This window comes from Streptomyces coeruleorubidus, assembly GCF_028885415.1.
Classification (GTDB): Bacteria; Actinomycetota; Actinomycetes; order Streptomycetales; family Streptomycetaceae; genus Streptomyces; species Streptomyces coeruleorubidus_A.
The window spans coordinates 8,463,625-8,477,974 of sequence record NZ_CP118527.1 but is presented as its reverse complement, the minus strand read 5'-3'; the positions used below and the strand labels follow the sequence as shown (position 1 = coordinate 8,477,974).

16 protein-coding genes are annotated in these 14,350 nt (G+C 72.5%); 8 read left to right on the top strand and 8 right to left on the bottom strand.

The genetic code is table 11. The features are described 5' to 3' along the window. Nucleotides 1-67: 67 nt before the first annotated feature. The 4 genes from PV963_RS39130 to PV963_RS39115 are packed head-to-tail and all read left to right on the top strand — an operon-like array spanning nucleotide 68 to nucleotide 1,835. Nucleotides 68-325, top strand: coding sequence for a WhiB family transcriptional regulator (locus PV963_RS39130; RefSeq protein WP_274821180.1), 258 nt, complete (start codon nucleotides 68-70; stop codon nucleotides 323-325). Next, on the top strand, nucleotides 322-804 hold the full coding sequence (locus PV963_RS39125) for a Dps family protein (RefSeq protein WP_274821179.1): 483 nt from the start codon (nucleotides 322-324) through the stop codon (nucleotides 802-804). Before PV963_RS39130 ends, PV963_RS39125 begins: the two co-directional genes overlap by 4 nt. 33 nt (nucleotides 805-837) lie before the next feature. Next, nucleotides 838-1,182, top strand: a complete 345-nt coding sequence (locus PV963_RS39120) for a DUF3140 domain-containing protein (RefSeq protein WP_274821178.1) — start codon at nucleotides 838-840, stop codon at nucleotides 1,180-1,182. 5 nt (nucleotides 1,183-1,187) lie between these two features. After that, entirely contained in the window at nucleotides 1,188-1,835 is a 648-nt protein-coding gene (locus tag PV963_RS39115; protein ID WP_274821177.1) for an endonuclease, read from the top strand. A 46-nt stretch (nucleotides 1,836-1,881) separates the two neighbouring features. On the opposite strand, the gene PV963_RS39110 is transcribed toward PV963_RS39115, so the two are convergent. From PV963_RS39110 to PV963_RS39075, 8 genes are all read right to left on the bottom strand, one after another. Then, a complete protein-coding gene (locus tag PV963_RS39110; RefSeq protein ID WP_274821176.1) occupies nucleotides 1,882-2,571 on the bottom strand; it encodes an SDR family oxidoreductase in 690 nt (229 codons plus the stop codon). Further along, entirely contained in the window at nucleotides 2,568-3,449 is an 882-nt protein-coding gene (locus PV963_RS39105) for a cupin domain-containing protein (RefSeq protein ID WP_274821175.1), read from the bottom strand. Before PV963_RS39105 ends, PV963_RS39110 begins: the two co-directional genes overlap by 4 nt. Continuing rightward, nucleotides 3,446-4,816, bottom strand: coding sequence for an amidohydrolase family protein (locus PV963_RS39100; RefSeq protein WP_274821174.1), 1,371 nt, complete (start codon nucleotides 4,814-4,816; stop codon nucleotides 3,446-3,448). The genes PV963_RS39105 and PV963_RS39100 overlap by 4 nt, the downstream gene beginning before the upstream one ends. 46 nt (nucleotides 4,817-4,862) lie before the next feature. Beyond that, entirely contained in the window at nucleotides 4,863-5,843 is a 981-nt protein-coding gene (locus PV963_RS39095; RefSeq protein ID WP_274821173.1) for an alpha-ketoacid dehydrogenase subunit beta, read from the bottom strand. After that, nucleotides 5,831-6,808: a thiamine pyrophosphate-dependent dehydrogenase E1 component subunit alpha gene (locus PV963_RS39090; protein ID WP_274821172.1), complete on the bottom strand. Its 978-nt coding sequence runs from the start codon at nucleotides 6,806-6,808 to the stop codon at nucleotides 5,831-5,833. The genes PV963_RS39095 and PV963_RS39090 overlap by 13 nt, the downstream gene beginning before the upstream one ends. Continuing rightward, nucleotides 6,808-8,145 carry a M24 family metallopeptidase gene (locus tag PV963_RS39085; protein ID WP_274821171.1) on the bottom strand — a complete coding sequence of 446 codons (1,338 nt, stop codon included), beginning with the start codon at nucleotides 8,143-8,145 and terminating at the stop codon, nucleotides 6,808-6,810. Before PV963_RS39085 ends, PV963_RS39090 begins: the two co-directional genes overlap by 1 nt. A gap of 52 nt (nucleotides 8,146-8,197) precedes the next feature. Then, nucleotides 8,198-8,836: a helix-turn-helix domain-containing protein gene (locus tag PV963_RS39080; RefSeq protein ID WP_274821170.1), complete on the bottom strand. Its 639-nt coding sequence runs from the start codon at nucleotides 8,834-8,836 to the stop codon at nucleotides 8,198-8,200. A 101-nt stretch (nucleotides 8,837-8,937) separates the two neighbouring features. After that, nucleotides 8,938-10,101 carry a sensor histidine kinase gene (locus tag PV963_RS39075; protein WP_274821169.1) on the bottom strand — a complete coding sequence of 388 codons (1,164 nt, stop codon included), beginning with the start codon at nucleotides 10,099-10,101 and terminating at the stop codon, nucleotides 8,938-8,940. Nucleotides 10,102-10,279: 178 nt separating this feature from the next. On the opposite strand from PV963_RS39075, the gene PV963_RS39070 reads away from it, so the two are divergent. The 4 genes from PV963_RS39070 to PV963_RS39055 all read left to right on the top strand — a co-directional run bounded on the left by PV963_RS39070 (nucleotide 10,280) and on the right by PV963_RS39055 (nucleotide 14,349). Then, on the top strand, nucleotides 10,280-11,029 hold the full coding sequence (locus PV963_RS39070; protein WP_274821168.1) for a response regulator: 750 nt from the start codon (nucleotides 10,280-10,282) through the stop codon (nucleotides 11,027-11,029). Nucleotides 11,030-11,139: 110 nt separating this feature from the next. Then, nucleotides 11,140-11,964, top strand: a complete 825-nt coding sequence (locus PV963_RS39065; RefSeq protein WP_274821167.1) for a hypothetical protein — start codon at nucleotides 11,140-11,142, stop codon at nucleotides 11,962-11,964. A 136-nt stretch (nucleotides 11,965-12,100) separates the two neighbouring features. Continuing rightward, the gene (locus PV963_RS39060) at nucleotides 12,101-12,913 is read left to right on the top strand and encodes an SAM-dependent methyltransferase (protein ID WP_274821166.1); all 813 of its coding nucleotides are present in this window, start codon (nucleotides 12,101-12,103) and stop codon (nucleotides 12,911-12,913) included. Nucleotides 12,914-12,945: 32 nt separating this feature from the next. Next, a complete protein-coding gene (locus tag PV963_RS39055) occupies nucleotides 12,946-14,349 on the top strand; it encodes a glutamine synthetase family protein (protein ID WP_274821165.1) in 1,404 nt (467 codons plus the stop codon). Nucleotide 14,350: the final 1 nt, after the last annotated feature.

Here is a 14,350-nt window from a genome sequence, read left to right as displayed (position 1 = left end):
TCCGGGACCGCCCGCGTCCGTCGCACGTCGCGGTTTGCACCAGTGTGCCCTGGGCACCCGCGCGTTCATGGAGTGGTTGCGGAGCGCCGCCTGTGTGGACGAGGACCCCGAGTTGTTCTTCCCCGTGGGCACGGCAGGTCCGGCCCTGCGGGACGTCGCGGCCGCGAAGCGGATCTGCGCGCGCTGCCCGGTGACCGACCAGTGCCTGAGCTTCGCGCTGAGCAGTGGCCAGGCCGCGGGCGTGTGGGGCGGGACCTGCGAGGAGGAGCGCGACGCACTGCTCCGGAACACGACGCACGACGCGAGAAGGAGAAGCGCCCTATGACGGCTGTGCGCAGCACACTGTCCGACGAGGCCGGCCGGGTCTCGTGCGAGGCACTCCAGGACACGCTGGTGGATCTGCTCGGACTCTCGCTGATCGGGAAGCAGGCGCACTGGAACATCGTCGGACCGCGGTTCCGGTCGATCCACCTCCAGCTCGACGAGGTGGTCTCGGCCGCGCGGAACTTCGCCGACACGGTGGCGGAGCGGTCCGCGGCGCTCGGCGTCCCGCCGGACGGCCGGCCCGAGACCATCGCCAAGGCCTTCACCCTGCCCGCCCCCAAGGAGGGCTGGGTGCGCGACTCGGACGCCGTGCGGGTGATGGTGGAGTCCCTCCAGGACGCCATCGGCCGGCTGCGCGAGCGCATCGACGCGACCGAGAAGGCCGACCTGGTCACCCAGGACCTGCTGATCAGCATCACCGCCGAGCTGGAGAAGCAGCGGTGGATGTTCGACGCCGAGAACTTCCCCCGCGGGGGCTGACCGGCGCGCACGTACGCAAGGAAGGGGCATGTGATGACCGACGCCCTCGAACTCGACGCGCTGTGGGCGGACTTCCACCGCGTGGTGAACATGACCTCGCAGGAGCTCGCGGCCTGGTTGCGGATGCGGGACGCCGACGAGGACGCGGAACCGCTGCCCGATCAGGCGGGTACGCAGACCGGGCAGCACGTCCTGGCGATCCTGCAGAAGCGGCGCACCGACCTGACCGAGGACGACCTGCGCGTGATGCGGAACGTCGTGGACAGGGTCACCTCGCAGGTGGACCTGGAGGACGAGCCGCTACCTGAGGTGACGGCCGAGGACACGCGCCGCCGGCGCCGGCTGATGACGGTCGGCCACGATCCGCTCAAGGGGTAGGAGCCGTGGACCGGCAGCAGCGTGTCGTACGCGAACTCCTCGACGCGCACGGCCGGACGTACGCGGATGAGGCGGGCATCCGGCTGAAGGACACCCCGCAGCCGCTGTACCGGCTGCTGGTACTGGCCCATCTGCTCAGCGCCCGCATCCGCGGCTCGATCGCGCTGGCCACCGCCCGTGCCCTGCACGAGGCGGGGCTGCGCGACCCGCGCCGCATGGCGCAGACCGACTGGCAGGAGCGGGTGGACGCGCTCGGCCGGGGCGGCTACCGGCGCTACGACGAGCGCACGGCGACCCAACTGGGCGAAGCGGCCGAGCTGTTGAACGAGCGGTGGGGCGGGGATCTGCGGCGACTGCGCCGGGAGGCGGACGGCAAGGTGTCCGAACTGCGCCATCTGCTCCAGGAGTTCCCCGGGATCGGCCCGGCCGGCGCCGACATCTTCCTGCGCGAGGCACAGGGTGTGTGGCCGGAGGCCGCTCCCTACCTCGACGCCAAGGCCCTCCAGGGCGCCGAGCGACTGAAGCTGCCGAAGGACCCGGACCGTCTCACCGAACTGGCCGGGCGGACCGACCCGGCCGTCCTCGCCGCGGCGCTGGTGCGGGCGGCGGTGGACAAGGACGTGGTCGAGGAGACGCTGCGGCGGGCCGGGTGACCATCACGGGCCCGGCACTGCCGGGTGACCGTCCCGGGCCCGGCCCTCACCCCAGCAACCAGCCCCCGTCCACGGTCAGTTCCACCGCGTTGACCGACCGGTTGCGCAGCAGGAAGTCGACCGCGTCCACCACGTCCGCCATCGTGGCCAGCCGCCCGGTGGGCGTCTCGGTGCGCAGCACCTCGAGCACCTTCTCCGGTTTGGCCTGCCAGTACGGGCTGTCGCCGACGACGCCGGGATGCACGACGCTGACCCGGACGGGAGCGAGTTCGACGGCCAGGGAGTTCATCAGTCCCCGCACGCCCGCGTTGACCGTCGCCACCGTCGTCGCCCCCGGGTAGGGGCGTTCCTTGGCCTGTCCGCCGAATAGCACGATGGCGCTGTCGTCGTGCAGCCGGGTCCGCAGCGTGTGCACGACCTCGGTGTAGCCGACGAGCTTGAGGGTGACCAGCCGCAGGGCGGCATCGATGTCGTACTCGCTCACCTTGTTGTCGTCCCGGGAGACCGCCGCGAGCACCATATGGTCGACGCGTCCCACGTCGGCCAGCGCCGCCGCGATCTCCAGGGGTCGCGCCAGGTCGAGGGCGATGCCCCGGGCGCCGAACTCCTTGGCGATCAGGTCGGCGCGGTGGGCGTCGCGGCTGGTCAGGATTACCTCGTCCCCCTGCTCGGCGCGGGCCCGGGCGAACGCGAGGCCGATGCCCGACGTGCCACCCACGACAAGGACACTGCTCATGATCCCTCCTCAAGCACCTGGCGCAGATAGTCCCAGTCCCTGGTGAACCGGTACGAGTGCCGAGCCGGTGGCTGCGGCGCCTGCGTCTCCAGCCAACGCAGGGGCCCCTGCCCAGCGTTCACGAACCCATGCACACAGCCGGCGCCCGCCCACGCGAGGTCCCCCGGCTCCAGCCGGTACCGCTCGCCGTCGAGGGTGGTCTCGGCCACGCCCTCCAGGATCAGATACGTCTCCTCGAAGGGGTGGTCGTGGGTGCCGATGACGCCGTCGGACGCGTACTGCACCATGAACATCGTCGAGCCGACCGCGCCCAGGTCGCTGTCGACCATCATCTTCACGGTGATGCCGCTGTAGACCAGCAGCGCGGTGCGCATGCTCGCCGTGACGGCCAGCAGGTCCTGGGACTGCTTGCCGGGGTCCATCTGGCCGGGCTCGAAATGGCCGAAGGAGCGGGTGCGCGGGTCGCGGACGTCGACCCGGACGGGCTCGCGAGCGGGCAGGTCGGGCACCGTCTGGGTGTCGTACCCGTAGCGGGCCCGCGGCACGGGGGCGAGCATGTCCGCCCAGCGGCCGCCGGTGTCCCCGCCGCCGCGCCAGGCGTGCGGGACGCCGATCGGCAGCAGGCCGTAGTCACCCTCCTCCAGCAGGTACGAGCCCTCGGGCACATCGAGGACCACGGCCCCGTCGAGGACGTGGAAGCTCTCCTCGTACGAGTGCACATGGGCGGGCACACGGCCGTCCGGTCGCAGTGCGCACACGCCGAAGCCGGTGTGCACACTGCCGTCGTCCTCTCCGACCAGCGTCCGCCGCCGGTAGCCCAGGCCGTCGTACGGCGGCTCGGGAAGAGCGGCCGCGCGGCGCACCAGGTGATTGGTCATGCCGTGGCCTTCTCTCCCTTCGGGGCCTTCATCTCCTTTGCCGCGAGGAGCCGGTCCCGGGCCTCGGAGACGAGCCGCAGGGCACGCCCGGTGTCGGTGAGCAACTTGCCGTCGCGCTTGTGGATCACGCCGTCGACGAGGACGGTGTCCACGTTGGACACGTCAGCGCACAGCGTCACCGCGGCCGCCGCGTCGTGCAGGGGCGCGACGTTCAGCGCGGTGGCGTCGATCGCGACGATGTCCGCGCGCTTGCCGGGGGTCAGGGAGCCGGTACGGTCCTCCAGGCCCGCGACGTGGGCGCCGTTGACGGTGGCGATCTCCAGCATCTGACGGGCTGTCAGCATGGTGCTGGGCACCGGCATGTTGGCCTGCCAGCAGTCGGAGTTGACGCGGGCGCGTTCGGCGCCGAAGGCCGCGCGGATCTGGGTGAACATGTCGCCGGGCACGGTGGTGACGACGTCGACGCTGAGCGACGGCCGCAGACCGTGCTCGATCGCCTGCATCACGGGCGGCCAGCCGTGCCCCATCTGGAGCTCCACCTGCGGCGCGACGGACACCGTGCCGCCGCTGTCGGCGACCATCCGCCACTCCTCCTCGCTGAGGTAGCAGCAGTGGACGTAGGTGGTGTCCGGGCCGAGGAGCCCCGTGCCGTGCAGCTGCTTGACCATGCCGAAGCGGCCGGCCAGCCGCCCCATGGCCACGTGCACGGTGATCGGGATGCCGAGTTCGCGGGCGAGGGCCCATTCGGAGGCGACGACGTCGCTGACGCAGAAGCCGGGTCCGCGCGTGGCGAGGGCCATGGTCAGCAGGCCGTCGTCGGACGCGAAGTGCCGGGCGCGGATCCGCCGGACGTCGTCGGCCGGTATCGCGATCTTGCTCTCGAACCAGTAGTCGGCGAGGGAGGTGTTGGCGCTGCCGTACGCGTACTGCGCCCGGATGCCGGACTCCGCCAGGCCCTGGATCGCGGCGTCCGGGTGGTCCGGGGTGTTGTTGATGTGCGACCAGTCGACGAGCGTGGTGATGCCGGCGTTGAGGCATTCCAGCGCGCCCGCGAGGTTGGCCGCGTAGACGTCCTCCGGGGTGTACAGGGGCGCGAAGGTGTCGAGGATGTCGACGAAGTAGTCGTCGAGGGTGGCGTCGGGCGCGACGCCCCGGATCGGTGCCTCCCAGGTGTGGCGGTGGGTGTCGACGAAGCCGGGAATCACGATGCGGCCGGTCATGTCGAGCACCTCGGCGTCGGCGCTGATCTCGGGCCGCACGTCCACGATCCTGCCGTCCTCGACGAGGACGTCCCCCTGGGGCAGATCCCCGACGGCGGGGTCCATCGAGATCACGTGACCGGAGCGCAGCAGTGTTCTGGTGGTCATCGCGCTTCCTCCCATGGGGTGTTCGGTGCGTGGACGGGTGGGCAGCTCAATAGGCGGCGAGTCCGCGGACCGCCGTGACGACCTTGTCGACGGTGGGGATGACCTGTTCCTCCAGGGCGTCGGCGAACGGCAGCGGGACGCACTCCCCCGCCACCCGCCGCACGGGCGCGTCCAGCAGGCCGAAGCCCTCGTCGGCGACGATCGAGACGACGGTGGCGCCCCAGCCGCCCTGGTACGGGTTCTCCTCGACGGTGAGGAGCCGCGAGGTCCTGCGCAGTGAGTCGAGGACCGTCGCGGCGTCCAGCGGGACCAGACAGCGCAGGTCGACCACCTCCGCCTCGATCCCCTCCCCCGACAGCATGTCGGCGGCCTTCAGCGCCAGGGGCACTGTGGCGGCGAGCGCGACGAGCGTGATGTCGGCGCCCTCGCGTACGACGGCGGCCCGGCCCAGTTCGACGACATGATCAGGGGGCGGCGGTGGCCCCTTGGTGGCCAGGAGGGCCTTGTGCTCGAAGAAGACCACGGGGTCGTCGCTGCGGATCGCGGCGGCCATCATGCCGATGACGTCGGCGGGTGTGGCCGGTGCCGCGATCTTCAGGCCGGGGACGGTCAGTGCCCAGTTCTCGGTGGCCTGGGAGTGCTGCGCGCCGAAGCCGAGCCCGCCGCCGTTGGCGGTGCGCACGACCAGGGGCACCGTCACCTGGCCGCCGGTCATGTAGCGGACCTTGGGGATCTCGTTGGCGAGGTAGTCCCAGCAGCAGGCCAGGAAGTCGGAGAACATGATCTCCGCGACGGGCCGCATCCCGGTCATCGCGGCGCCCATCGCCGCGCCCACGATGGCCTGTTCGGATATGGGCGTGTCCCACACCCGCTCGGCCCCGAACTCCGCTCGCAGACCCACGGTGGTCTTGAACACGCCCTCGGCCGCGGCGATGTCCTCCCCGAGGCACACGACCGAGGTGTCCCGGCGCATCTCGCGCGCGATGCCCTCGGCGACCGCCTCCCGGTAGGTGATCACGTCCGCCATGCGGCACCTCCGTCCGCCCACACGTCGGTCAGAGCCTCCCGCGGATCGGGCGGCGGCCCGGCCTTCGCCGCCTCCACGGCCCGCTCCACGACGGCCCGGGCCCGCTCGTCGGCCTCCGCGACCGCCTCCGCCTGGACCCCGAGCTCGGCGAGCCGTCCCCGGGCGAGGTCCAGCGGGTCGTGCTTGAGCCACCGTTCGACCTCCTCGGCCGGACGGTAGGCAGCCGGGTCGGAGCGGCTGTGCCCGAAGTGCCGGTAGGTCTCGGCCTCCAGTACGGCGGGTCCGTCCCCTGCCCGGGCCCGCCGCGCGAGCCGCGCCACCGCCTCCTCGACGGCCTCGACGTCGTTGCCGTCGACGACCTCGCCCGGGATGCCGTGGGCGGGCGCCCGGTCGGCCGCGGGCCGGGCCACCGCCGTGACATCGGCGATCGGCGTGTACTCCATGTACTGGTTGTTCTCGCACACGAACAGCACCGGCAGTTTCCACACGGCGGCCAGGTTGAGCGACTCGTGGAAGGCGCCGATGTTGGTCGCGCCGTCCCCGAAGAAGGCGACCGCGAGCTGCTCCGTGCCGCGCAGCCGGGCCGACCAGGCCGCTCCGACCGCCATCGGCAGATGGGAGCCGACGATGGCGTACGAGCCGAGCATGCCGGTGGCCGCCTTGGTCAGGTGCATGGAGCCGCCCTTGGCCTTGCACAGCCCGGTCGCCCGGCTCATCAGCTCGGCGAGGCACTCCTCGGGGGTGGCGCCCCGGGCGAGGGCATGGTGGTGGCCTCTATAGGTGGCGAACACATAGTCGTCCGGGCGCAGGGCCGCGCTCGCGCCCACGGCGATCGCCTCCTGCCCGGCGGCGAGATGCGTGGTGCCCTTCACCAGGCCCTGGAGGAACAGGTCGTGGGCGGCCTTCTCCGTACGGCGGATGACGGCCATCCGCTCGTAGCAGGTGAGGAGTGCGGCGACGTCCATCAGCCCGCCCCGTCGCCACGAGAGGTGTTGAGATGGGACTGCGCCTCCCGGCGGGTGTTCAGCTCACCGCCCACCGTCCAGTACTTGCGCCCGGCCACCAGCAGCTCCTCGGCGGGGAACTTGGTGATGACCTCGCAGCCGTCGGCGGTGACGACGAGCTCCTCCTCGATCCGGGCGGCGGACCAGCCGTCGGCGGCCGGCCAGTAGGTCTCCAGGGCGAACACCATGCCCTCTTGAAGGACTTCGGGATGGTCGAGGGAGACCAGGCGGCTGAAGATCGGCTTCTCCCAGATCGACAGGCCGACGCCATGGCCGTACTGGAGGGCGAAGGCGGCGGTCTCGTCGGCGAAGCCGAACTCCTCCGCGCGCGGCCACACCCGCACGATGTCGGCGGTGGTCGCGCCGGGCCGGACGAGCGCGATCGCCTGGTCCATGTACTCACGGCAGCGCACATAGGCGTCCCGTTGCGCACCGGAGGCGCTGCCCACGGCGAACGTGCGGTAGTAGCAGGTGCGGTAGCCGAGGTGGCTGTGCAGGATGTCGAAGAAGGCCGGGTCGCCGGGGCGGATCAGGCGGTCGCTGTAGACGTGCGGATGCGGTGAACACCGCTCGCCCGAGATGGCGTTGACACCCTCGACGTACTCGCTGCCGAGGTCGTACAGGACCTTGGCCACGAGGCCGACGCACTCGTTCTCGCGCACGCCCGGGCGCAGATGGCCGTACAGCTCCTCGTAGGCCGCGTCGACCATGGCGCAGGCCTGGGTGAGCAGGGCGATCTCGTCACCGGTCTTGATCCGGCGGGCCTCCAGGAAGACCTGCTGTCCGTCGACGACGTCGATGCCCTCGGCGCGCAGGGCGGCGAGGACGGGCATCTCGGCGACGTCGACGCCGAGCGGTTCGTTCGCCAGCCCGTGCTCGCGCAGCTCGGCGGCGATCTTGGCGGCCACGTCCTGCGCGATGCCCGCGTCCGGGTGGAAGGCGCCGCGCAGGGTGGAGATGCCGGCGCGGGCGCCGGTGGGCGGGCCGCCCTTGCCGTCGCTGTAGTCGAGCCACGGGTTGTACAGCTGGTGGTGGCGGGCGGCGGAGCCGAAGTCCCAGACGACCGGTTCGCCGCCCTGCACCAGCAGGGCGAAGCGGATCAGCTTGTCCATCGCCCAGGTGCCGATGTGCGTGGCGGTCATGTAGCGGATGTTGGCGAAGTCGAAGCTGAGCACCGCGCCCAGCGCGGAGCGGTTCAGGGACTCGTGCAGCCGGGCCAGGCGCTGCCCGCGCAGCCGGTCCAGGTCGATGCGCTCTTCCCAGTCGACCGCGTTGGGGCCGTATGTGCGGATCGCCATGGCGACCACCCCCACTTCGGAGTGAACGCCCGGGTACTACGGGTGTCAAGTGTCACTGAACATCGCCGGAGACGAACCAGACACCCACAGCGGGTACCTCTCCATCGTTGCGGTAGCGGTGGGGGGTCGTCGACTCGAAGCAGACGGCGTCGCCCGGGCGCACGGTGTACTCGTCGAAACCGAGGGTGAGGATCAGCTCGCCGGACGTCAGAAAGCCGTACTCGGTGCCGGGGTGCCGCATCAGTCCTCCGGAGCCGGAGGAGGAGCCGCCGGGCCGGTAGGTCACCAGCAGGAAGTCGACATCCGCGCCCGGCACCCGGCCCAGACGCTCCCACACGACGCCGGAGTCCAGCTCCAGGGTCTCGCGCTCACCCGCGCCGACCAGCGGGCCGATCCGCCGCCCCGGGTCGGCGGCGAAGGCCGCGAGGGCGGGCAGGACGGTGCCGAGGGCCGCCCGCGGAGTCACTCCGGCGCTTTCCCGTACGTCGAAGAGGGACTCGACGGAGATGCCCAGGGCCGTCGTGATCGCGTACAGCGTGCTGACGGAGGGCTGGCTCTTGCCGGTCTCGATCTGCGACACGAGGCTCGCCGACACACCGACCTCGCGGGCGAGCGCGCGCAGGCTCGTCCCGCGCTCCAGACGTGCCTGCCGAATACGCGCACCGACGGGCGGCACGACAGCGGGGGACACGGGCGGCTCCTCTCACGAGCGGCGTGTGTGCAGCTACATTGAACAGCCGGTGCGGTGTGCCACGCCAGAGACAGTGGCGCCCCACGCCGTCGGCCAAGGCCTCAGCCCTTCCCCGCCGGGAACGTCGCCGTCACCTGCCACCCCTCCCCCGCCCTCGGCCCCGCGCGCAGTTCGCCGCCCAGCGCCGTCACGCGCTCCGTCAGGCCGACGAGGCCGAAGCCGCCGCCGTGGGCGGCCTCCGGGAGCTGGGTGCCGCCGTGGCCGTCGTCCGTCACCGTGACCTCCAGCCGGTCGCCGGGACGGGCCAGCCGGACGGTGACCTCCGTGGCGTCGCCCGCGTGGCGCCGTACGTTGGTCAGCGCCTCCTGCACGACCCGGAAGGCGGCGGCCTGCACCTCGTGCGGCAGGTCGTCGGACACGGCCGGGTCCCGGTGCAGGACGGTCCTCTGCACCGGGGTCGCGAAGCCTTCGACCAGGTCCGTGACGGCGGCCAGGTCGCCGACGGGACGGCGGTCGGCGGCCTCCGGGCCGGTGTCGCGCAGCACGCCCACCGTGCGCCGCATGGAGGCCAGCGCCTCGGTCGCGGCGCGCTCGATGCCGGCCAGGACGGGATCCAGGTCCTGCGGCTGCCGGGCCGCCATCATGCGGGCCATCTGGGTCTGCACGAGGATCCCGGTGACGTGGTGCGCGACGAAGTCATGGAGATCGGCGGCGATGGCGACGCGTTCGGCTCGGCGTGTCTCACTGACGGCGACGGTGCGCCGGTAGTCCAGGGAGCGCAGGTACGCGGCGAGCCCGGCGGTGAGCCCGACCAGGACCAGGCCCAACAGGACGAACACCAGCACCTCCTCCCGCAACGACCGGAAGTACCGCACCGGCAGCAGGAGCAGGGCGACCGCGTCGAGCACTCCGCACACCAGGGCCCACGGCCACGGGCAGTGGCGTACGGCGATGAACAGCAGGCTCAGCAGGACCGCCACCTCGCCCGGCCCGAACGGCACCTCCGCGCGGCCCGCCAGCAGCACGCCCGCCGTGAAGAGCCCGGAGACCACGGCGGGCACGGCGGTGCGCAGCTGCGGGGTGAGCCACCGCGGCCTGTGGCCCACCGGCCACAGCACGGCGGCGAACCCGACGAGCAGCACCGTCACCGACGGCCAGAGGGTGTGGTGGAAGTCGTTCGCGATGAGCAGGTCGTAGACCGAGGCCGCCAGCAGGAAGCCGACGCCGAAGCCCCGGGCGCAGCCCCGGGGAGAGATGGATCTCATGCGGCTCACGGTAGGCGAGGCACTGAGCGCCGGAATCGGCCGAACGGCCGAGGGGCCGGCGCCCGGACCTGGCCGTTCGGCGGAGGCGCGCGCCCGGGTCCGCGGGCGAGGCTGGAGCCGCATCCGTCACGTACCCTGACGCCCCTGACCCGTCCCAGCCCTGAGGCATGATCGACCCATGACGACCCCCGTCCCACCCGGCCCGGCCGGCGAGCCCGGCGCCGCCGCCCGCCGCGGCGCTCCCATCCGGGTGCTCATCGCGGACGACCAGGACATGATCCGCACCGGGTTCCGGTTCTTCCTCGACGCCCAGCCGGACATCACCGTGGTCGCCGAGGCCCGCGACGGCGAGGAGGCCGTGGCGCTGGCCCGCCGCGAGCGGCCGGACGTGTGCCTGCTGGACATCCGGATGCCGAAGCTGGACGGGCTGGAGGCGACCCGGCAGCTGGCCGGACCGGACGTCGCCGACCCGATGCGGGTGGTCGTGGTCACCACCTTCGACCTCGACGAGTACGTGTACGGCGCGCTGCGCGGCGGCGCCTGCGGCTTCCTGCTCAAGGACTCCGGGCCGACGCTCCTCGCCGAGGCCGTCCGGGCCGCCGCCGCGGGCGACTCGCTGGTCTCCCCGTCGGTCACGGTCCGGCTGCTCAAGCACGTCACGGCGCCGGCTGCCGCCGACACCGCGCCACGGCCGGCGCCCCCGGCCCCCTCGGCTCCGCTCCAGGAACCGCTGACCGAGCGCGAGCTGGACGTGGTCCGCCTGGTCGCCCTCGGCCGGACCAACGCCGAGATCGCGGCCGAACTGTACGTCTCCCTCTCCACGGTCAAGACGCACCTGTCCAGCGTCCAGCTCAAGCTGGCCGCCCGGAACAGGGTCGAGATCGCGGCCTGGGCCTGGCAGAACGGGCACGCCCGGGCCGGAGAGTGAGGTGTCCGAGCAGCGGGCGATGCTCACCCGATCAGTCCGGTGCCGGTGGTGGGCCGTCGGTGCCGGTGGTGCCCTGAGGACACGCGTCACGTTCCCAGGAGGCACTCCCGATGACCCGTCGTCCGTACCGGCACGTCCGCGTTCTCGCCTGCGCCCTGGCGGCAGGCACGCTGCTGACCACCGCCGCCTGCTCGGACGACGGCGGCGAAGACGGTTCGCGCGTGTCGGGCGTCACCGCGTCACAGGCCGCCGGGAAGCGGCAGACCCCCTCTCCCACCGCCACCCTCACCACGGACCGCGCCCGCACCGCGCTGATCACCGAGGCGGACATCGAGGACGACTGGACCCAGGTCGAGGACACGGAGGCCGAGAACTGGCACGACAGCCTGCTCATCGGCACGGTCGACGTCTCCGACTTCCTCACCGCCAAGGCCCAGGCCGCCGACTGCCAGCGCCTCCTCGACTCCCTCTTCGACGACGATCTGCTGGGCAGGCCGTCCGGGGCGTCCGAGCTGCGCGGCTTCGAGCAGGGCGACTCGCGCATGCTGTACCAGGTCGCCTCCTACGAACGGACCGACCCGCAGGACTCCTTGAACCGGATGGCGAACCTGCCGGAGAAGTGTGACCAGTTCACCGTCACCGACGACGGCGAACAGCGCACCGTCCAGGTCGTCGAGACCGCGCTGCCGGGCGTGGGCGACGCCCGTGCGGGCCTGCGCGTGACGGTGCGGGGCACGACCGGGGGCATGGAGGCCACGCTGACCCTGGGCGTCGCCGACGTACGCGTCGGCGACGACGCGATCACCGTCACCGCGGGCGGGCTCGACGGGGGCGAGAACGACTCCGTCGAGCAGGCGGCGCGGCTCGGCACCCAGCGCCTGAAAGACGTACTGGCCGGCAAGACGCCCTCCCCGAACCCCGGCGAGGTCGAGTAGCACGGTCCGCAGCTCTCCCCCGCCGCGCGCCGACGGCCCCGCCGGCTCTGCCGATTCCCGGGACAGCGTGATCATCGCAGCGGCACAATGGCGGCGACGGCCGGTACCGGTCGCTCGTGCGAGGAGAGGAAGAGACGTGAGTGAGAGCCACACCCCGACGAGCGGCTCGGCGAGGCTGAACACCGGTGTGGCGCACAACGCGCGCGTGTGGAACTACTGGATCGGCGGCAAGGACAACTACGAGGTCGACCAGCGGGTCGGCGAGCACGTGGCCGGCATGTTCCCGATCATCCGGGACATCGCCCGGGCGGACCGGGACTTCCTGGGCCGGGCCGTGTCGTTCCTGGCCGGCGAGCGCGGAGTGCGGCAGTTCCTCGACATCGGCACGGGGCTGCCGACGGCGGACAACACCCACGAGATCGCCCAGCGGCTCGCACCCGACTCACGGATCGTCTACGTCGACAACGACCCGATCGTGCTGGTGCACGCCCGCACCCTGCTGACCGGCACCCACGAGGGCGTCACCGCCTACATCGACGCCGACGTGCACGACCCGGACGCCATCCTCGAACGGGCCGGGCACACCCTCGACCTCACCCGCCCCGTCGCGGTCATGATGCTGGGCATCCTCAACTTCGTCCTGGACACGGACAAGGCCCGAGACATCGCGCGCCGCGTGATGGCCGCGGTCCCCTCCGGCAGCTTCCTGGTCCTCACGCACCCGACGTTCGACGACGAGCTCGGCGGCGCGGGCCAGATCCCGGCCATGAAGTTCTGGAACGAGAACGCCACTCCCCCGATCACCGCCCGCAGCGGCGCGGACATCGCCGCGTTCTTCGAAGGCCTCGAGCTGCTCGAGCCGGGCATGGTGTCGTGCGGGCAGTGGCGTGCCGACGCCGACTCGGCCGTGCTGGTACCGCAGTACGGCGCGGTGGCCGTGAAGCCCTGACGCCGGGCGCCCATCTTCGTCGAGGAGGACGCATGACGACCCTGGCCGATCCCGTGCCCGGCGGGCGTCCCGGCGATGTCGAGCGGGCCACCGCGCTGAGCGGCGAGCTGTCCGGGCGGGGTGTGCACGGCGTCGTGCTGTCCTACGTCGACACCGCGGGCATCGGCAGGGTGAAGACCGTCCCGACGGCCCGCCTCGCCTCCGCCGCGGCCTGGGGCGTCGGCATGTCCCCGGTGTTCGACACCTTCCTGGCGAACGACTCCATCGTCACCACCGACGTCCTCGGCTCCCCCGACGGCGATCTGCGTCTCTACCCGGATCTCGACCAGCTCGTGGTACTGGCCGGGCAGCCCGGCTGGGCGTGGGCGCCGGTGGACCGGGTCACGCAGGACGGGGAGCGGCATCCCGGCTGCGCGCGCACGTTCCTGCGCCGCGTCGTCACCGAGGCGGCCGACCGGCACGGCCTGACGTTCAAGGCCGCCGTGGAGGTCGAGTGGACCGTGGCCCGCGGGGACGCGCCGGGCGACGCGTTCGTGCCCGCGACGACCGGTCCGGCGTACGGGGCCGCGCGGCAGGTCGAGCTCGGTGACTGCACCGCCGACCTGCTGGCGGCGTGCGCGGCCCAGGGCCTCGACGTGGAACAGGTCCATCCCGAGTACGCGGCCGGGCAGTTCGAGATCTCGGTGGGTGCCGTCGACCCGGTGGCGGCGGCCGACCGCAGCGTGCTGGTGCGGCAGACGGTCCGCGCGGTGGCCAGGCGGCACGGGCTGCGCGTCTCGTTCGCCCCGGCCGTCGTGGGGCAGGGCGTCGGCAACGGCGGGCACGTCCATCTCTCCGCCTGGCGCGGCGGGGTCAATCTGCACTCCGGCGGCGAGGGCCGGTACGGCATGACGGCCGAGGCGGAGTCGTTCACGGCCGGCCTCCTCGCCCACCTGCCGGCTCTCACGGCCGTGACCGCGCCGAGCCCCGCCAGCTATCTGCGGCTCAGGCCCTCCCAGTGGGCCGGGGTGTTCACCGCCTGGGGCCGCGAGACCCGCGAAACCGCCCTGCGCGTCGTCACCGGCACCGCGGGCCTGCGCGACCAGGCGGCGAACGTCGAGGTCAAACCCGTCGACCTGGCCGCCAACCCCTACCTCGCGATCGGCTCCCTGATCGCCGCCGGGCTGGACGGCCTGACCTCGTCCGCCGCCCTGCCCGAGGAGACCACCGGGGACCCGGCACGGCTGGGCGAGGCTCAGGCGGCGGCCCGGGGCGTACGGCGGCTGCCGGTCTCGCTGGAGCAGGCCGTCGAGGAATTCCGCGCGGACGAGCCGCTGCGGGCCGCCCTCGGCCCGGTTCTGGCGGACGCGGTGATCGCCGTACGGCGGGGCGAGCTGGCGTCCGTCGCCGGTCTCGACGACGACCAGGTGGCGTCGGCGTACCGGTGGAAGTACTGAC